Origin of the sequence: Psychrobacillus psychrodurans (assembly GCF_050209195.1) — a bacterium.
Lineage (GTDB): Bacteria > Bacillota > Bacilli > Bacillales_A > Planococcaceae > Psychrobacillus > Psychrobacillus psychrodurans.
The window spans coordinates 3,524,513-3,544,363 of sequence record NZ_CP189791.1 but is presented as its reverse complement, the minus strand read 5'-3'; the positions used below and the strand labels follow the sequence as shown (position 1 = coordinate 3,544,363).

Below are 19,851 nucleotides of genomic sequence, written 5' to 3'. Positions count from 1 at the left end.
AGATGGAATTTCAACTCAAAGAATTAGGAAATGATGTTTATGCGTATCAGTATATACAAGAGGGAGAAAGACTTGGGGAAATTACCTGGACCTTACTTGGGGATGTAATGGTGATGGATCACACATATGTTTCTGATAAGTTGAGAGGTCAGGGAGTTGCTAAAAAGTTATTAGATAGCGCTGCTTCTTATGCGAGAGAGCAGGAGCTAAAGATGGAGCCGGTTTGCTCGTACGTAGTAGCGGCTTTCTCGAAATCTGATGAATATGATGATGTAAAAGCATAAAATAAAAAGGCAATCCGCTTCTAAATAGAAAAGGATTGCCTTTTTATGATGACCATATTAAATTTGTGTAAAAAATACTAGAATTCCTGTTAATGCCGATGCACCTGCTAACGTATAAAGGAAATCTGACTGGTTAAAAATTAACTTTTTCTCCATGAAATCTCATCCTCTCATTTCTCATTGTTAGTATATTAGTATTAGTACCCATGTTCATATTTTTTTAAACAAGTTTAATCAATTTCACGGAGGGGACATTAAAATTATACGAAACTTTTTTAAGTATTTATCGTAGAATTAAAAGGAACATATAAAAATGAGGGGACTGAACTTTATGTCACGTACAGGAGAAATAGCATTAGGTGTCATTAGTGCAATTATGACATTACTTAGTATTATTTTAGTAACAATTTTAGTGGTAACTGGAAGTAACGCGATGAATGATGAATTGTTCAATAGTGAATTCCAAGATATCATTGCAGAGGATCCAACCATGACAGAAACGGACTTACAAATTATAAACGATAATATGCCCGCAGTTATTGATGCGTTTAGCATATTTGGTTGGGTATTTGTTTTCATTCTTGTAATAAGCTTAATCTTGAATGTTATTGGGATTATTTCTATTTCAAAAAATAAAAATCCCAAATTAGCAGGAATTATGTTTATCATAGCAGGCTTATTTGCAGGTATACTATCGCCGACATCAATTCTATTGTACATTGCAGCAATCTTGTGTTTTGTCCGCAAACCACCTGTGCAACTAGCGGAGCAAGAAGAATACTATACAACAGAGAAAACACTTTAAATAACAAAAACACCGACCTAATAGGCCGGTGTTTTCAATAGATATACATATTTTGCAGTGGTTAAAGGATGTCCTTCAAAGTATTCTTCGAATTCTTCTAAACACTCAAAACCGAAGTTTTCATAAAAATGACGAGCACTATCATTCTCGCTTTCAACGTAAACAAATAGTTGTCGACCAGCTGGCATCTCATTTAGCCCGGCTAACAATAGTTTTTTTCCATAACCAATATGTTTGTACTCTGGCAATACATAAATTGCAGTTAGTTCCGCGTCACCGTCTTCGTCCACATATGTAAAATTGGCAAAACCAATAGGCTTACCTTCATATTCAGCGACTAAGAAAATAGTTTTTTCTATTCTTTTGACTAGCATCATAGGGGAATAAGCTTTTTCTAAAAAAAGCGTCTGTATGTCAATAGGTATTATGTTTTTGTATGTATCGTTCCAACTGACCTTTGCGATCTGTTGAATCATCGAAATATCATCTAACGTAGTCGCCCTAATCATTTGAAATCACCTCTGAATTCTTTTTGTAATCATAACAAAAATAACTCTAATCTTCTACAAATAAATAGAATTAATATCAATTAGAAATCAAAATGTAATATAATTGGGTAAACTATTCCTTTTAAGAACAACAAAGTATAAATTTTCTCTGCCATAAGTAGTTTTCCGATATTTTAAAGATTAAAATCTACTTAAATTTAGGTGTGAACTTATTCATAGTAGGGTATATAGATTATATATAAAACTTGGAGGTTATTATGATGGCAAAAAACAAATCACTTTTATTAGCAGGATTAGCAGCAGGTGCTTATGCTTATTTTAGGAAAAAAGAGAATCGTGATAAAGCAATGGTGGCATTTAATAATACAAAATCTAAAGTGAATGCTTACATAGACTCGCAGAAACACCAAAAATCTGATTTAACGGGAGCGGGACATCCAGATCCTCACGATATACCAGATAACAATATGGTAGATGAAGGGGCTATGACAAGTGTTCAGTACTATAATGAAGAAGTACAGGAAAAGTCGAAGAAGTCTTCCAAGGATATTGAAGATGTAGAAAAGAAACCTAACCTTAATGATCAAATAACATTATAGTGCTAATAAAACAGGAGTGTGTATAACCACACCCTGTTTTTAATATTTCCTCCAGGCAAGTGCCAAAATAGACACGGTAATCAATATGGCTCCTGTCAACGTAAATCCGCCTGTGGCATCTAGTTCCAGAAAACCTGTAATGCTTGATCCTACAACGACTCCAATAGAAAAGAATGCGTAGAAATAGCCATAAGCCTTTCCGCGATATGACTGTTCACTTGAATCGATTAAAAGTGAGTTTATAGAAGGAAATAGAAACGCAAACCCTATCCCATATAAAGCCATCCAGACATAAAGTATGCTCAGTGGATCTGTATGTCCAAGTAATAGCATGCTGATTCCCATGATACACATCCCAAAAGCAAGTGTGTAGACCGGCTTCACTCGGTCGAATATTCGGTTTATCGGAAGTATAAACACTAAAATAGCAACAAAACCAAACGTACTTAAAAGTAACCCACTTGTTTTAGTGTCAAACCCCAGATGTAATACCTTTAGAGGTAGCATATAAGCTAATACCCCTTGAGAGAACATTAAGAAAAACGCACCTGCAAATGACTTTATTATTCCATTCTGTTGAAAAATGGAGCGTACTGAGTATGGTGAGGAAGCTACCTTATCCTCCCTTTCTATAGCTATTTTTCTTAACAAAACTAAAGATAATATACTTAATACAAGCATAATGGAACCTGTCATCCCTAAAACAAATACTTCACCTTGTTTACTAGCGAGTATTCCACTAGTTGCTGGACCTACGATTGCGGCAAGTCCTACAAATGCCCCAGATAGTGCTACCCTTTTGCCACGTTTATCCTTTGAAGTTTTATTGGCCGAATAAGTAAACGCTGCAGGTACAATTAGTCCAGCAACTAAACCATGTAAAAAACGTATAACTAATAACCCGATAGGATCGCTGGCGAATTGGTAAAGGAATAACGAGATGCTCGTCGAAAACAAACCGATGATTAGTATATAAAAGGGCCCTTTTCTATCCGTTAAAAATCCTGAAACAATATTACCAATTGTATTCGAAAGGGAGTACATTCCTACCACTAAACCTGTTACAAAGGGAGTAGCGCCAAGCGATTCGGCAAAGGGACTCATAATTGGTAATTGGGAAAATAAGTCGAAGAACGAGAAAAAAATAATAATATATATAAAAAAGTGCATCGCAGCTCCTCATTTCTATAGTGATCTTTACTTATAGTCTAACAGTTATTAATAGTATAAAGGTTTTAATATTATCGAAAAAGGGAATTTGTAACAAAACAAAATATGCTAGGGGGAAATCATATGAAGGCAATGTTTATCTATAATCCATCTTCTGGAAAAGCAGATGCAGAGCAGTATAAAGAAACCACTATTAATGTATTAGAAGGATTAGGATATAAAGTTATCATTAAGGAGACTGAAAAACAAAATGATGCAATGGTATTTGCCAAAGAGGCCTGCGCAGAAAAAATAGACTTTTTACTGGCGATGGGTGGAGATGGGACGATAAATGAGGTAGTAAACGGTCTTGCAGAACAACTGCATCGTCCTTTATTCTCATTTATTCCACTTGGCACAGTAAATGATTTTGCACGTGCACTAGGAATTCCATTAGACCCTCACCTAGCCATTGAAGCGGTGAAAATGACTCACACACAAATGGTTGACATTGGTCAGATAGGTGATAAATATTTTATGAATATAGTAGCAATCGGTGAAATAGCTAGCCGTGTAGCCGAAGCAACTGTTGAACAAAAAACAAAAATGGGCTCACTTGCTTATCTTTTAGAAGGTATGAAGGCTATTATATCGGATGAAGAAGTAGAAATGACAATTACACACGATTCAGGTATTTGGAAGGGAACGCCTTTGCTTTTACTAGTGGCGTTAACGAATTCAGTAGGTGGGTTTGAAAAGATGGTAAACTCAGCTGAGGTAAATGATGGAAAGTTACATATTTATATTATAAAACAGGCAGGACTTACTTCTATAGCAAGAATGGGCGCTAAAATATTATTGGGTAATCTAGATAAGGATAATGGAGTTGAAGTGATTGAAACAAGCAGTGTGTTAATAGAATCAGAAAACCCATTGTATTGTAATGTGGATGGGGATGAAGGAGACTGCACACCATTAGAAATTAAAGTATTACCCAAGCATATAAAAATGTTAATTCCTCAAAAAAACTAATACGTAATAGTTGAAATAACTTTTATTTTCCAGGATAATGATATAGGTTGATACAACATACCTAATAGGTTATTATGATTAAAAAGACCTAAAACAAGGAAAATGAGGTACATATGAGGACTGTAGAGAAGCAATTTTTAGAGAATTTTTCCAAAATATATAATAGAGAAACTGGTGTGACAACAAAAGTAGAGGGCTTAGATTTCTTCTTAGAATTAGAAGAACAGCTATTTCAAAAAATGTTTTCCTTTGAATTAACGGAAGCAAAACAAATTTTGAGAAGCATAATAGATATAATAATAGCTAGAACACGTAAAAATATGATTCTAAACGTAAAATATTACTACATACAACTATCAGCTGTCATGGCGAGAAAATTACATGAAAGTCAAGTGCCGACTGATAAGGTTATGGCTTTTAATATTGCATGTGTAGAAACAATTGAGACGAAAATGAGTGATGCACAATTTTTACTATGCGCGGATGAGCTGGTAGAGTTTTTTGTGATGGTAATAACGGAAAGGAAGAAACCGTCATTTGGGCATCAAACAGTAAACAAGGTCATTCTTTATATTAATGATGAAATAGAAAAGAATTTAACAGTAGAGGATATTGCTAAATATTTCAATATAAGTACTAGTCATCTTTCTCGAATCTTTAGAGAGCATACGGGTGTTACTCTCGTGGAATATTTAAATGTTCGTAAAGTAGAAGAATGTCAGTACTTTTTAAGGAATACAAATAAGGCTATATCCGATATTTCGAATAGTTTTCATTTTTGTAATCAAAGCTATTTCACTCGCATATTCAAAAAGTATACAGGACTAACTCCGAAGCAATATCGTGATAACCAAGAATATCCAAGTTTTAATTATAATTTTCCTAATGAACAACAATCGGGTTAAATATTTTGGGTTATATTTGATAAATAGCTTCATAGTAAGGTATACTTCTTTATAGTTTGATGAGTGAAGGTGAATAGACATGAAAAAGAAGATTAGTTTATTTTCTATTCTTATATTTGCGGCATTAGTGCTTAGTGGGTGCTCTGGAGTAGAAAACAAAGAAGGTACTTTTTATAATATTTTTGTTCGACCTTTTGAATTTCTTATACATTTCTTTGGAGAAATGTTCAATGGTAGTTACGGTTTAGCGATTATCGCAATTACTGTACTTATTCGTCTTGTTCTTATGCCTTTAATGCTTAAAAATTATAAAAACCAACAAGGCATGAAACAAAAAATGGACAAGCTGAAACCAGAAATGGACGAAATCCAAAAGAAACTAAAAGAAACAAAAGATAAAGAACAGCAAATGGCTCTACAACAAGAAATGATGGGGTTATATCGTAAGCATGGGGTAAACCCACTAAACATGGGTTGTCTGCCAATGATTATTCAGATGCCTATTGTTATGGGATTGTATTTTGCAATTCTTTATTCAGACGATATTAAAACACATCCATTTTTATGGTTTAACTTAGGTTCTCCAGATATTGCGATGACATTAATTGCTGGAGCAGTTTATTTCATCCAAGCGAAAGTTTCATTATGGACAGTACCTGAGCAGCAGCAGAAACAAATGAAGATGATGATTTATATTTCACCTATTATGATTATGTTTATTTCCTTTAGTTCGATGGCTGCATTGCCGGTTTATTGGGCTGTCGGTGGACTATTATTAATATTCCAAACATATTTGGGGCGTAAATTCTACTCGAATCATCCAGAAAAAGCAGAAGAATCTGTATAACATTAAAACGAAGCGCTTGCTGCTTCGTTTTTTTCTTGAGTGTCCAGACTTCCAGCGCTCTTCATAGGAGGTGTATAGGAATGAAAAGAAATTGGATTTTTGGCCTACTTATCGCAGCAGTCAGTATTTCTGCATTGGTATTTATTATTAAAGGAAATATTAATATGGCTGTCTTATTTATGACGGCAATCTTCGCATTAAGTAATGGCTTCCGAGCGATAAGCTTTAAAGAAAAAGGATTCGTTAAAGAGGCAAAATGGATGAAGGGTATGTCCATATTGTTTATTGTCCTATTTTTTGTTGTGTTATTTATGCTATTTTTTTAATAAGAAAATAAGAGCGTATTTACCTATCGTGGGTAGATACGCTTTTACTTATTTAGGAGGATTCAATTATCAAGAAGGATGGTTATAATTATTTTGGTTAGTTTAATTTGAATACGAGAATAGTTATTGGAAAAATGGTAAACTAGAAATAACGTAATAAGAAAGAAGGAAGTCCAAAAATATGCAGTCAAGATATAATTTGTTACAGGAAAAAAAGAAAAAAAAATGGCCATATATTGTTTCTGGAACTATTGCAGGACTACTGATAGGAGTAATGGTAGTTTGGGTAGGGATGAATCAATGGAGTATCGATAAGAGTATAGAGGAACTTCGTAATCTTACAGAGGGTAAACAAACGATAGTTGTAGATAAAACAGAAGAACCTATTATAGAAGAACCTATTGTTGAAGAACCAAAACAGGATGTTCCTGGTAAAGAAGAGCCTGTTATAGAAGAAGTAGATATGTCTGGTGCAAAGGGCTATGTTGGAAATGAAGTATTGCCTCAGGAACCGACAATAGTAAACAGTGTACTAATCGCTAGCAAAAAGTATCCTCTTCCCTCAACCTATGCCCCTGGTGAAAGTAAAGAGGCAAGAGCAGCATTTCAAGAAATGGCTGCTGAGGCAACTTTGTCTGGCTATGACCTTATAGCTTTCAGTACATATCGATCTTTTGACTATCAAACTCAGTTGTATGATCGTTATGTGACGAATGACGGTCAAGATGCTGCGGATCGTTATAGCGCACGTCCTGGCTATTCTGAACATCAAACGGGACTAGCCTTTGATATAGGAGAGCGGCACTTTGAGCAACATTTTGCGAAGGAAAGCTTCGGTGAAACGGAGGCCGGAAAATGGGTGGCTGCCAATGCCCATAACTACGGATTTATCATGCGTTATCCTAATGGATCAGAAAAAATTACAGGCTATATGTATGAACCTTGGCACTTCCGGTATGTTGGTGAAGAACTAGCTGTTCAAGTGTATGAAGCAAACGTAACTTTAGAAGAGTTCTTGGATCTCTAAGTGACCAGAATAAGAATATTGAAAAGAGGTTTCCATTTCTGGAAACCTCTTTTTTGGAAGAATAATATTATTTATAAAAATATCATAAGATAATTATGAAGCGACAAGACTGTCCTAAGCATGCTACTGAAAACGATAGAAACAGGTCTTATTCTTAAAAGGATTTTTCGATAATTTGTGGTTTTATTAAAGTATTGGTGAAATCAGACGGGCTAATGACTCTTTAAATTTAATAATTCTAGATCTACTTTCGTATACTTCCATAGTCATCTCCGTGGATAACTTCATATCCTCTTCAAATAATTCAGCTAACTGATGAGAAGTTTCACGGTCATATATAAATGCATTTATTTCAAAATTTAATTTAAAACTTCGCACATCAATATTTGCGGTTCCCACCGTAGAAGCCTCATCATCAATAACAATCATTTTGGTATGCAAAAACCCATTTTGGTAAATATACACTTTAGCTCCAGCTCTTATTAAATCCCCAACATATGAATAAGTTGCCCAGTAAACAAAAATATGATCAGGTTTGTTTGGAATCATGATTCTTACATCAATACCAGAAAGACATGCGATTCGTAACGTGTCCATGAAGCTAGCATCTGGGATGAAGTATGGAGACTGTATATAAATATATTTTTTAGCCATCATAATTAACTTAAGGTATCCATTTTTTATTTGTTCCCATTCGGAATCAGGTCCACTTGAAACAATTTGTAAACCAACGGAACCTTTCATCGGAATAGCTGGGAAAAATATGTCAGAGTACTCGATATCATGCTCTGCTGAGGCTTGGTTCCAATCGAGAATGAATCGAGTTTGGAGCGGATGGACTGAACTACCTTCAATACGTAAATGCGTATCGCGCCAATATCCAAATTTCTTTTTTAGCCCAAGATATTCATCGCCAACATTAAACCCTCCGATATACCCGATTCGTCCATCAATTACGACAATCTTCCGGTGGTTCCGGTAATTCATACGTGGATTGATTAGTGGGAAGATAGAAGGGAAAAATGCTTCTACACGACCACCAAGCGCAATAAGTTCTTTAAAATGCTTCTTTCTTAAAGAACGCGATCCAGTATCATCGTATAAAATTCTTACTTTTACCCCTTGTTTTGCTTTTGCTAACAATGCCTGATAAATTTGTTGACCAAGTGAATCTAATCGAAATATATAGTACTGAATGTGGATATGATCCTTTGCATGTTCAATATCGCGAAGGAGTGCATCAAACTTCTCTCGTCCATCGATGAAAATTTCTACTTTATTGTCTTGAGTTAAGACAGCTTGGTTATTATGTAAATGCATGACGATTAACTCTTTATAGTGCATAGCATCATCTAAACGAAAATCGAATGAGTCATCTTCAATAGCTTCCATTTGAAATTCAATGAGCTTATCGATACCGATCTTGTTTTTTCCTTCCCAACGGAATAGTGTTTTTTTTCTTAGCTTTCTTCCAAACAATAAGTAAATACCAAAGCCTAAGATCGGAATAAAGAAAAGGACTAGAATCCATGCCCAAGTAGCAGAGGCATCTCGACGTTCTAAAAATATTAGAGCAATCGCCAAAGAAATATTTAAAATTAGAATGCCGGAAACGATAATACCATAAAAACTTGCTATCAAATTTTCACCCCCCGGTGCCTGTTTATTTATTTCTAGTATAGCCGATTTGTCTCAAAGAAAGTAGGGTAGACATATATTAAGTAGAAAGTAATTCCTACTTGACCAATAGGGATAAAAGTATTATTATATGGTGAGCACAAAAGATGGAGGTCTTTATATGAATTTATTATTTATTATTCTTAACATTGTAGCTTTACTGCTTTTAGTTGGGGTATTAATCATAATGCAAAAAAAACATGTTTCCTTTTCGAAGCGTGTATTTACAGCCCTAGGATTGGGTATTTTACTTGGGTTAATATTGAATATTGCCTATGGGGTAGATTCGGAAGTATTAGCAGAAACAGTTCCTTGGTACAATCTGATTGGTACTGGTTACGTAAAATTATTACAAATGATCGTTATGCCATTGGTATTCATCTCTATTTTAGGGGCGTTTACAAAAATTACGATTGGTAAAAACTTTGGTAAAATGGCGGCAATTATTTTAAGTTTCTTAATAGGAACAACTGCCATTGCTGCTGTTATTGGTATTAGCTCTGCGGCATTATTCGATTTGAATGCAGAACAAATCATTCAAGGGGATGCAGAAACAGAACGTGCAGAATACTATGAAGGTCGCTCTGCAGAAGTTGCAGATAAAGCACTTCCAGACCAAATGCTAGATTTATTACCTGCAAACCCATTTTTAGATTTTACAGGAGCACGTCCAACGTCAACAATCGGTGTTGTTATCTTTGCGGCATTTTTAGGCTTTGCTTATTTAGGATTAGCTCGTAAAGAGAAAGAAACTGCAGCAGTTATTAAAACAGGCATTGATGCAGTTTACAAACTAATTATGCGAGTAGTAACACTAGTACTTCGCTTAACTCCGTTTGGAATTTTAGCGATTATTGCAAGAACCGTTGCGACATCAGATTTTGGTGCAATTTATAATTTAGGTAAGTTCGTTCTTGCTTCTTATGTAGCGTTAGCAGTAGTCTTTGCTATCCATTTATTAATCATTACGCTATCTGGATTAAATCCAATTACGTATGTTAAAAAGGCAGCAGAACCATTAATTTTTGCATTCACTTCACGATCAAGCGCAGGAACATTACCGATTAATATTAATGCACAAACGACTAAAATGGGTGTATCAGAAGGAGTTGCTAACTTTTCTGGATCGTTTGGGTTATCTATTGGTCAAAACGGTTGTGCCGGAATTTACCCGGCTATGCTAGCATTTATGATAGCTCCATCAGCTGGTATCAATCCATTAGATCCTATGTTCATCCTAACTGTAGTTGCAGTAGTCGCAATTAGTTCCTTTGGTGTTGCAGGAGTTGGAGGCGGCGCAACATTTGCTGCAATCCTTGTTCTATCCGCATTAAATTTACCGGTTGCATTAGCAGGGCTTCTAGTATCTGTTGAACCGTTAATAGATATGGGACGTACAGCAGTAAATGTAAGTGGTTCAATGACTGCTGGTGTCGCAACTGCGAAAATCACTGGGGAATTAGATAAAGATCTATATAATACACCTTTAAGTAAAATAGTAACGGAAGAAGCATAAAATATTATTAGAAAAGCTATCCTTTCAAAGGATGGCTTTTTTTAGCTTTAAAAGAAAGAGTAATCCTGTGGACGCTTTCTGCGGGCGGGGTCGAGCCTCCTCCACGGAAAGCATCCGCCCTTCGCTACAATCAACATCATATCTATAATTCTGTTCTTAAAGTCGGGCGTCTTTTGCCCGTTTTTTTAGTGTGCCAGGCATGGCAACTATCTAGGTGGTGAAAGTCCACTGTGGGGGTACACATCGACCAACCACTAAGGAAGCGCAAGGTGCTTATCGTGAGGTAAGGGCTGAAGGAAGCGTGGAATAAAATCTTGGCTCGACGAACAGAAATCTGATACAAAGGCTCTACAAAGGGATAAGGCTCCTAAACAAGTTAAAGTCCAAAAGATGTGCGTAACTTTGTAGGGTAAATCAGGCGAGTAAAAGAGGAAAGATAGCTGTCTTACCCTGGGAGGTCTTGCGGATGTACATATGTACAGTCGAAAAAGGTTAGTCGCAAGAAGTCAGCAGAAGCCATAGTAATGACCTAAGGTCATGAAGGGCTGAACAATTTATAGTGTTTCAACGCCACGAATGCGTAAGTGACGAACTCCGAATGTGTTAATGGTAAAAGTATGAGCGTAACTCAGAGGATAACCAAAACGGAGATATCATTTACTACGTGAGAGGAAAGGAGAAACGAGTGTGGAACTTTTAGAAAAGATCCTTAGTAATCAAAACATGAATGATGCCTACTTGCGTGTCTATAGAAATAAGGGGGCAAGTGGTGTCGATGGAATAACTGTTGATGAGCTGAAACAATATCTGAAAGAGAACAAGGATGAGATACGTCAGCGCATCAGAACTAGAAAATACCAACCACAAGCTGCCTTACGAGTGGAAATCCCAAAAGAAAATGGAAAGATGCGCAAACTGGGAATACCAACAGTAGTGGATAGGGTAGTTCAACAAGCGGTTCATCAAGTACTCAGTCCGATATTCGAAAAGCAGTTCAGCGAATTCAGTTACGGCTTTAGACCGAAAAGAAGTTGTGAAATGGCAATTATAAAGAGCTTGGAATTTCTGAATGATGGACATGATTGGGTTGTGGATATTGACCTGGAAAGATTTTTCGATACAGTCCACCACGATAAACTCATGCGAATCATTTCTAATACAATAGACGACGGAGATGTCATTTCTCTTATAAGAAAATATCTTGCCAGTGGGGTTATGGTGAATGGAAAATATGAAGATACACCAGTTGGAACTCCGCAAGGAGGAAACCTAAGCCCGTTGTTGAGTAATATTATGTTAAACGAATTGGATAAGGAACTAGAAAGTAGAGGACTCCACTTCGTGAGATACGCTGATGACGCCTTAATCTTTGTGAAGAGTGAAAAAGCCGCAAATAGAGTGAAGGAATCACTCGTGAGATTTATAGAAAAGAAATTAGGACTGATAGTCAACGTAGAAAAGAGTAAAATCTCCCGTCCAAAAGACTTAAAATTCTTGGGATTTGGGTATTACTACGATTTTCTAAATAACAAATATCAAGTTAAACCTCATTCACTGTCCATACAAAAATTTCAAAGAAAGCTTCGAAAATTAACCAAACGAAGTTGGAGTGTCCGGCTGGACTTCCGAATTTTAAAACTAAAACAAGTCATACTTGGATGGGTTAATTACTTTAGAATTTCAAATATGAAAAAAGCGATGACCTTGATAGATAAGAAGCTTCGTTCCAGAATCAGAGTTATCGTCTGGAAGCAATGGAAGGTACCGAAGAAACAAATCAAATCGCTTGTCCAATTAGGAATTCCAGAGGAAGAAGCGAAAGGATTAACTTACTGTCGAAAAGGTTATCGGTACATCGGACTTTCAAAAGTTGTTCATAGAGCAATCTCAAACAAAAGACTTAAGCAAAGAGGACTTCCATCTGCTTTAGAACATTATCTAAAAGTACACACTGTAATATAAATTGAACCGCCGTATACGGAACCGTATGTACGGTGGTGTGAGAGGGGCGAAAATAATTAAATTATTTTCCCTCTACTCGATTGTTTAAAATAAATTCTCGAACCCAGCCATTACACTATCTAAATGCGAAATATTTAAAAAACTTTTACATAATATGGTGTAGTAGTTTGCTATAATCGATTTAACTAGGTTGTAAGGAGATGGGAGAATGCTACAAGCAATAAGTCTTTCCAAAAAATTTAAAACAAAGGAAGTTGTAAGAGAAATAAACATGGAACTATTGGCGGGGGAATCAGTTGGACTATTAGGGCCTAATGGTGCAGGGAAATCGACGACTATTTCTATGTTGTCCTCTTTAGTCATACCAACAAGTGGAGATGTTCTATGGGATGATAAGTCCATTTCAAAAAATCCTGAGCCATTGCGTAAAACATTAGGGGTAGTTCCTCAAGAAATTGCCCTATATCCTGAGCTTTCTGCTAGAGAAAACCTGGCTTTTTTCGGAAGAATATATGGGTTGAAAGGGGAACTTTTAGAAACACGGATAACAGAAGTCCTAAAGAAAATTGGATTGTCTGATAGACAAAAGGATATAGTTAAAACCTTTTCAGGTGGTATGAAAAGACGTTTAAACATTGGGGCGGCTCTTTTACACAAACCTTCTATGCTAATTATGGATGAACCGACTGTCGGGATTGATCCTCAATCTAGGACGTATATTTTAGAAACAGTTAAACAGTTTGTAGAAGAGGGAATGACACTTTTATATACTAGTCACTACATGGAAGAAGTAGAAATGCTGTGTGACAAAATTTATATTATGGATCAGGGCAGAATAATTGCTTATGGTACAAAAGAGGAGCTTAAAGAGCTGGTCTCAGATAACCAAACCATTGAGTTAAAAGCGGACTTATTTACTGCAAATTTTGAAAAGGCTCTAGGTGAACACTTTCCAAAAGCAACCCTTCGAATAGAAGAAAAGATACTAACGATTTCAATGTCCAAAAGTGAAGAGCCATTAGCTACTATTTTTGCGATTGCTGCTGCAAATAATGTAGTGATAACCTCTGCGATTGTCAAAGTGCCATCTCTGGAAGATGTGTTTTTGCATTTGACTGGAAAAGCACTGAGAGATTAAGAGAGGAGACCTGAGTCATGCTGTTTAGTTTAATTATAAAACAAATGAAAATGCTTATACGAAACAAGCAACCGTTGATTATTTTGTTAGTTATGCCACTCGTTTTAATAACCATTCTTTCAAATGCATTAGGAAGTATGATGGATGGTGGAGAAGAAGTGGCTATTCAAGCAAATTTACTTATAGTAGATGATTCATCCTGGGTTCAAGAGGAAGAAGCAATTAAACTCTTTCTAGAACAAGAGGGAGTTACAGGTCCACCTATGGATGCTTTACTTAGTCAGTTTAAAAATAGTGATCCAGTCGAATTATTGAAAAACACCATTTTGACCTCAGATGAAATGAAAAAATATATTGTAACGGACTATAAACAGACAGTCGATTTAAAGGTCACTCGGCAGGATAAAAACATAGATGGCATTCTAAGTATTCCACCTAATTTCCGACTGAATTATATTAAATCGGTGTACTTTAACAACGCTGACTTTGCAGAACTATCCTTATACTTAAACCAAGATAATGACATTCGTGCTGCCATAATCGAATCAGTACTAGCTGATTGGAAAAGTGGATATATGCAATCTGCGGCCCTTTTAGATGCAGGTTTATCACCCGAGAAAGTAATGAGTAGTGTCAATAGTGTTGAGAAAATAGAACAAGTTTTAGAGTCTAATGAGCGGAAGATTCCTGCATCTATTTACTACACCGTTGGGATGCTAGTGATGTTTGCGTTATATATTCCTGCTTTTCTAGCAGGCTTTGCTCTGCAGGAAGTGCAGTGGAAAGTATATGACCGTATTTTATTGGCTGGAGTCTCTCCTATTTTATACACACTTTCGATTTTCTTCACAGGAACTCTTGTAGCCTTTATCCAACAAGCTATTATGCTCTTATTTGGTATGTTTGTATTAGGAATAGAATGGATCAGTTTAGAAGGAATGGCGGTTATTGTTATTAGTTATAGTGTATTTGTTGGTGCATTATCAGCTTTAATGACAACTCTCCAGTTTCGAACAAAAACAGAAGGTATTGCAAATGTATTCAACGGGATATTCATTACAGTATTTTCTTTCCTAGGTGGATCTTTCTTTAACATTCGAGACATCTCAGAAATACTTGGGAAAATTGGGGATTTAACTCCCAATGGTGCAACGATGTCCGCCATACTATCTATACAAAAAGGTCAAGATTTATCAGTTATTTGGCCATTTATGTATGCAATATATTTACTGGTCGTTGTGTGCGTATTACTTTCCATTGTTTTCTTTCCGAGAAGAGGTGTAACAGAATGACGGGAATATGGATTGCTAGATTTCAAAACTTAATACGTAAGCCTACCGTTTTAATTATGATGACGGTAATGACCTTGGTGATGGCATATTTGGTAGGTGGCACTAGTAATGGGAAGATGAGTGTATCAGTAGCAGTGGATGACTCTGAGCTGAGTATTGCCGTACTAGAAAGACTAAAAGAAGAGGGAGGATATTCCCTTAGAGAAACTACAGAAGAGGAGTTAAAACAAAAAGCAAAAGAAGATATTCGAATGATCGGAATTGTGTTGAAAGAAGCATCCTACACCATTTTTTCTGCCTCAGATTCAGATAGTGTGAGAAATCTAACTCTTATAGTTGAATCGGCTTATAGCGATGCAAGCTTTAAGCAACAAGTAATCTTGGCAGGTGGAGAGAGTGCATGGTCTGATTTAGAAGTGAGTCTGCAAGAAAAACAGGCATTCCTCCTACAAACAGAGGCAATGGATGAGTCAGAGGTTTTTCGTTACGATAATGCTCTTCAAAGCTTGTTTGGTTTTATGTTATTTTTTGTTTTTTATACGGTGTCTATTAATGTTCAATTTATATTGGATGATAAGCGCACAGGTGTATGGAACAGATTGAAACTAGCATCGATTAGTAGATTCCAATTATACTTTGGTCATCTTTCATTTAGCTATTTTATTGGGTTTGTTCAAATGCTGTTAGTCCTGTTCGTTTTCCGCTATGTGTTAGGGACCAATATGTACGATGGTTTTTGGAAAGTAATAATCATTGCTGCTTTCTATGTATTGCTTGTAATGGCGTTTTCTGTTTTTGTTATTTCTTTAGTGAAAACAGTAAGTCAGAGCAGTATTATTATTTCACTTGTAGCAGTAGCCTTTGCAATGATTGGTGGGGCGTACTGGCCTCTAGAAATAGTTCAGTCAGAAGGGTTACTTGCGATGAAATGGATTTCTCCTATTTATTATGCAATGGAGTCTATGAAACGAGTAACGGTATATGAGGGAACTTTAAGTAGTGTTTGGACGTATGTTAGTATGATGGTAGGTATTGCAGTAGTACTATTAGTGGTAGGGATTACTTTATTGGAAAAAAGAACGGAACGCTATCATTCCAGCGAATAGATAGGGGAGATAGGGATGTATTGGTGTAAAATTGCACGTACAGAAAAAGAGTTTGAAGCGATTGCACGACTGAATTATGAAACGTTTGTGGAGGAGATTCCTCAACATGAGCCCGATCCCAGTGGGATGCGGGTCGATGCGTTCCATCATGAAAACGTATATGTTATTGTACTAAAGGATCAGGAGCTAGCAGGGATGGTGGCATTTAAAGCTACCCGTCCCTTTTCTTTAGATTTAAAGCTTGGTTCAGTGGAGGAATTTCTGCCAAAGGATGCATTAAACGGACAGCTATGTGAAGTACGATTGCTGGCGGTGGATAAAGCGCATCGAAATGGGCGAGTCTTTTATTATCTTGCACGTGCTCTATCCGATTATGCTTATGAAAATGGATATGGAGCAGCGGTAATATCTGGTACGGTAAGGGAACAGAAACTATATAATCAGCTTGGCTTTGAACCGTTTGCAGACCCTGTAGGAACGGAGGAAGCAAAGTATATTCCGATGGTATTAACAAGGGATCGGTTTGAGCTTTCTGTTGCTGCTCGATTTAAACAAAAAAGATATTCTTTTTACCCGGGACCTGTACAGCAGTCTGAAGCAATTCAGCAAGCATTTACAGTTAGGCCTATATCACATCGAACACATGAGTTTAAGGTCATGCTAGAAAGAGTGAAGAAAAACCTACTGTCAATGAGTGGAGCCAAGTATGCCCATTTGTTGTTAGGTAGTGGTACGCTTGCAAATGAGGCGATGATTGCACAGATACATGTGTTAGGAGAGAAGGGCTTAATCGTTAAAAATGGTGCCTTTGGTGACCGGTTGGAAAAACAAGCGGAACGTTGGCGTTTATCTTTTGATGTGTCGTCTTTTGAATGGGGAAGCCCACATAATCTAATGTTAATTGAAGAAAAGCTTGCCACAGGTGCTTATAGTTGGCTTTTAATGGTTCATGGCGAAACATCTACTGGTATGTTAAATAGCCTGGAAGAAATGAAGGTCTTATGTAACCGTTATAATGTATTGCTTTGTATGGATTGTGTAAGTTCATTTGGAGCACTTCCATTTAACTTGGAAGGAGTATATCTCGCAACAGGTGTAAGCGGTAAAGCCATTGGAACAATGAGCGGTTTAGCTTTTGTATTTGCAAACACCGAGATAACATCGAGCAGTGATATTCCTTCGTATTTAGATCTGGGACTGAGCGTGAATAATGCGACACCTTTTACGATGCCTTCTCAGTTTGTACATAGTTTAGAAGTTGCGTTAAAGGCCTATGAAAATGGAATGAGGTACAATTTATTGCATAGTCGCATGCAATTTATCGAAGATGAAGTGTACAAGCATGGGATTGAATTACTTTCAGATAATCACTATCCGATGATATTTACATGGAAAGAGGATAATTTTCCACACCTAGCAGAGGACGCAAGAATGTCCGGATTTGATCTTCACTATAAAAGCGATTACTTAATCGCAAAGAATCTACTGCAGGTATCCTGTATTCAACCAGATTTTGAAGTTGCATGGGTGAAGTTTATGGATTGGCTGGACAACTACCGTACTTATCATTATTAATTTTGTATAATTTCTTACGCCTTTTTGAAAACAAATTTTTTAGTATGAGGTCCAAATAATAAAAGTGGCTGGGACAAAATTAGTCTATGAACTTGAAAAACGTGAAATCAGTAACTCAATTTCACGTTTTTCTCTTTATTTTGGAAATATGGAGGCAAGGATTTACCCTCTCACCAGTAAGAATGGAATGATGCCTTTAACGGACTTCTTCCAGACAAACGTGAATTTATTGGTGTTCGCTTCTATTTTTGTACCGTCGATAAAAATCGCCTCTTGATCAATTAGCTTCTCTTCTACTAACTGGCAACGGAAGCGAACGAAGCACTGACGAATAAGTTCTTTCATTTAGAATTTGGTAGTAGGATACTTAAATTTTAACAGAAGCTCTCCTTTTTTAAACTTGAAATTATGCAGGGGTTACTTGATATAGAAGAGATATTAGTTGTTTGGAGTGAAGGCGGCGAATCCTAGGGGATAAGTGCGTGGGAGAGACTACAGGCTCGACCCGTGCCCCCAGGAAAGCGTCCGCCGTAACGGAAAACAACGGCTACGAAGTAAGAGGCTAGGACAGAACCCCAAAACAGCATTTTTCTCTGTGAGAAAAATGCTGTTTTTTTGATGTGCACAAAATTGATTTCCATTCCAGGGACGCTTTCCACGGGCGTGGCCTGAGCCTGTAATCTCAGGCGTCACGCTATTCCCGTAGGAGTCGCCCCTCCATTCCAATCAATTCTATTGAATATCCATTATTTAGTAAATCTTCCTCCTTAACCAATAAAATCACTACTTCTATCCCAGTCTCTTTTCTTTCATTAATAATCTGATCCCCCTATAAACGCATCATTACTTTCTCATGCGTAGTATGGATAAATTTTTTATATGGTGTGTCTGGCATCTTTTCAATGTTGGTCATTGCAACTTTTACAGCAGATACTGCCTTTTCAACTTGGTTTAGTTCTAGATAGCATAATGCAATGTATGCATCCTTTTCATAGAAAATAGATAAATCGATTGGATGGTGGACGACGTCAGGAATTTTCACCTCGATAAATTTCTCCAATGCCTCAATAACTCTTCCTAATCCGTATAAAGTTTTAGCTCTTTCAAGTTGGAAGTAGTGAGTAAATAACTTTATATTTACCTGGTCAAGAGAGTATTTGTGGTATAAAGCATCTGCTTCTATATACATTTTTTTGTATGTATTTAAGTAATGTAGATTTGCATAATGTATAAAAGCTTTAGAATCCTCATCATCCGCAAATTCGCTATAGGCTTCCAGTTTTTTTAAATAATAATCTTTTCTTTCTATGTTTTCTTCCATCATTGCATGTGTTGATGCTAGTCTAAATAGATTATCTATTTGTTTAAATATTTTATGTTCATTGCAATAGAGAATAGCATCATTCATCACTTGAATGGCCTCCTCATTTTTGCCAACTGCAAAGTATAGTACTGCTTCTAAATAGTCATAATCCATGCGCGATAATGGATCAACCCAAAGTGGATTGTCTTCCAGTTTTTTTCGTTCTTCTAATAAAACATCCAGTGCTACTTGATAGTGGTGATTCATAAATGGAATTATTGCAAGATTTCTCCCTATATCAGCGCTTTTAGTTATCAAGTGCAAGTCGTCATACATTCTTGCAACCTTCTTCAGCAACGCAACAGACTCGTCCGGAGAAGAATAAGCCAAGCATCTTCCGTAAATGTCGAGTAATCGCGTTGACTCATATCCCTGAGTTAGTTTTGGTATATATGGTTCTATTAGATTTTTTACCTGTTCAATTTCATCTGCAAACTCATAATTCTTTGTGTTGAGTAATAATTCTGCTTGATCTATTACATTTCGCAACTCTTGTCCGCTTATTTCTTCCAGTAACTCAGTTACTTCAACACCAAGCTGTGAAGCGATATAGTTTAAGCTTTCCATAGATGGATTTGCTTTGTTGTTTTCTATTAAACTGAGCATGCCTTTAGTTAACTCTGTGCCTGCTAAATTTTCAAGCGTCAGTTTCTGTTGTTTACGTAATGTACGAATGCGTTCGCCTAATGTGGACATTTTTTCACCTCTTATTTAGTTTAATTATATTAAACTTTTAGTT

The 19,851-nt window shown here is 36.4% G+C and carries 18 protein-coding genes; 14 read left to right on the top strand and 4 right to left on the bottom strand.

Features of this window, described 5'->3' with window-relative positions:
• Window positions 1-2: 2 nt before the first annotated feature.
• Window positions 3-284 (top strand): GNAT family N-acetyltransferase, encoded by a 282-nt coding sequence (locus ACQCPR_RS17530; protein WP_090566389.1) that lies wholly within the window; start codon window positions 3-5, stop codon window positions 282-284.
• A gap of 331 nt (window positions 285-615) precedes the next feature.
• Complete coding sequence (locus tag ACQCPR_RS17525; RefSeq protein ID WP_241597932.1) at window positions 616-1,089, top strand: DUF4064 domain-containing protein; 474 nt, start codon at window positions 616-618, stop codon at window positions 1,087-1,089.
• A 17-nt stretch (window positions 1,090-1,106) separates the two neighbouring features.
• On the opposite strand, the gene ACQCPR_RS17520 is transcribed toward ACQCPR_RS17525, so the two are convergent.
• Complete coding sequence (locus ACQCPR_RS17520) at window positions 1,107-1,598, bottom strand: GNAT family N-acetyltransferase (protein ID WP_090566395.1); 492 nt, start codon at window positions 1,596-1,598, stop codon at window positions 1,107-1,109.
• Window positions 1,599-1,858: 260 nt separating this feature from the next.
• On the opposite strand from ACQCPR_RS17520, the gene ACQCPR_RS17515 reads away from it, so the two are divergent.
• Window positions 1,859-2,197, top strand: a complete 339-nt coding sequence (locus ACQCPR_RS17515) for a hypothetical protein (RefSeq protein WP_090566398.1) — start codon at window positions 1,859-1,861, stop codon at window positions 2,195-2,197.
• 39 nt (window positions 2,198-2,236) lie between these two features.
• On the opposite strand, the gene ACQCPR_RS17510 is transcribed toward ACQCPR_RS17515, so the two are convergent.
• Window positions 2,237-3,367 carry an MFS transporter gene (locus ACQCPR_RS17510; RefSeq protein ID WP_427137681.1) on the bottom strand — a complete coding sequence of 377 codons (1,131 nt, stop codon included), beginning with the start codon at window positions 3,365-3,367 and terminating at the stop codon, window positions 2,237-2,239.
• A gap of 123 nt (window positions 3,368-3,490) precedes the next feature.
• Here ACQCPR_RS17510 and ACQCPR_RS17505 point away from each other — a divergent pair, with 123 nt between their 5' ends.
• The 5 genes from ACQCPR_RS17505 (at window position 3,491) to ACQCPR_RS17485 (ending at window position 7,483) form a co-directional block, all read left to right on the top strand.
• A complete protein-coding gene (locus tag ACQCPR_RS17505) occupies window positions 3,491-4,378 on the top strand; it encodes a diacylglycerol/lipid kinase family protein (RefSeq protein ID WP_427137680.1) in 888 nt (295 codons plus the stop codon).
• A gap of 113 nt (window positions 4,379-4,491) precedes the next feature.
• Window positions 4,492-5,283 carry an AraC family transcriptional regulator gene (locus ACQCPR_RS17500; RefSeq protein ID WP_090566407.1) on the top strand — a complete coding sequence of 264 codons (792 nt, stop codon included), beginning with the start codon at window positions 4,492-4,494 and terminating at the stop codon, window positions 5,281-5,283.
• A gap of 79 nt (window positions 5,284-5,362) precedes the next feature.
• Complete coding sequence (gene yidC / locus ACQCPR_RS17495) at window positions 5,363-6,130, top strand: membrane protein insertase YidC (RefSeq protein WP_090566410.1); 768 nt, start codon at window positions 5,363-5,365, stop codon at window positions 6,128-6,130.
• 80 nt (window positions 6,131-6,210) lie between these two features.
• On the top strand, window positions 6,211-6,456 hold the full coding sequence (locus ACQCPR_RS17490) for a hypothetical protein (protein WP_427137679.1): 246 nt from the start codon (window positions 6,211-6,213) through the stop codon (window positions 6,454-6,456).
• Window positions 6,457-6,637: 181 nt separating this feature from the next.
• Window positions 6,638-7,483 carry a M15 family metallopeptidase gene (locus ACQCPR_RS17485; RefSeq protein ID WP_427137678.1) on the top strand — a complete coding sequence of 282 codons (846 nt, stop codon included), beginning with the start codon at window positions 6,638-6,640 and terminating at the stop codon, window positions 7,481-7,483.
• A 186-nt stretch (window positions 7,484-7,669) separates the two neighbouring features.
• On the opposite strand, the gene cls is transcribed toward ACQCPR_RS17485, so the two are convergent.
• On the bottom strand, window positions 7,670-9,124 hold the full coding sequence (gene cls, locus ACQCPR_RS17480) for a cardiolipin synthase (protein ID WP_090566420.1): 1,455 nt from the start codon (window positions 9,122-9,124) through the stop codon (window positions 7,670-7,672).
• A 157-nt stretch (window positions 9,125-9,281) separates the two neighbouring features.
• On the opposite strand from cls, the gene ACQCPR_RS17475 reads away from it, so the two are divergent.
• The 6 genes from ACQCPR_RS17475 (at window position 9,282) to ACQCPR_RS17450 (ending at window position 17,749) form a co-directional block, all read left to right on the top strand.
• Complete coding sequence (locus ACQCPR_RS17475) at window positions 9,282-10,676, top strand: L-cystine transporter (protein WP_090566423.1); 1,395 nt, start codon at window positions 9,282-9,284, stop codon at window positions 10,674-10,676.
• Between the two features lie 687 nt (window positions 10,677-11,363).
• Window positions 11,364-12,638, top strand: a complete 1,275-nt coding sequence (ltrA, locus tag ACQCPR_RS17470) for a group II intron reverse transcriptase/maturase (protein WP_427137677.1) — start codon at window positions 11,364-11,366, stop codon at window positions 12,636-12,638.
• A 208-nt stretch (window positions 12,639-12,846) separates the two neighbouring features.
• Entirely contained in the window at window positions 12,847-13,776 is a 930-nt protein-coding gene (locus ACQCPR_RS17465) for an ABC transporter ATP-binding protein (protein ID WP_090566425.1), read from the top strand.
• A 17-nt stretch (window positions 13,777-13,793) separates the two neighbouring features.
• On the top strand, window positions 13,794-15,068 hold the full coding sequence (locus ACQCPR_RS17460) for an ABC transporter permease (protein ID WP_427137676.1): 1,275 nt from the start codon (window positions 13,794-13,796) through the stop codon (window positions 15,066-15,068).
• A complete protein-coding gene (locus ACQCPR_RS17455) occupies window positions 15,065-16,174 on the top strand; it encodes an ABC transporter permease (RefSeq protein WP_241597922.1) in 1,110 nt (369 codons plus the stop codon). Before ACQCPR_RS17460 ends, ACQCPR_RS17455 begins: the two co-directional genes overlap by 4 nt.
• Before the next feature lie 15 nt (window positions 16,175-16,189).
• Entirely contained in the window at window positions 16,190-17,749 is a 1,560-nt protein-coding gene (locus ACQCPR_RS17450; RefSeq protein WP_427137675.1) for a GNAT family N-acetyltransferase, read from the top strand.
• A gap of 829 nt (window positions 17,750-18,578) precedes the next feature.
• On the opposite strand, the gene ACQCPR_RS17445 is transcribed toward ACQCPR_RS17450, so the two are convergent.
• Window positions 18,579-19,808 (bottom strand): helix-turn-helix domain-containing protein, encoded by a 1,230-nt coding sequence (locus tag ACQCPR_RS17445; protein WP_427137674.1) that lies wholly within the window; start codon window positions 19,806-19,808, stop codon window positions 18,579-18,581.
• Window positions 19,809-19,851: the final 43 nt, after the last annotated feature.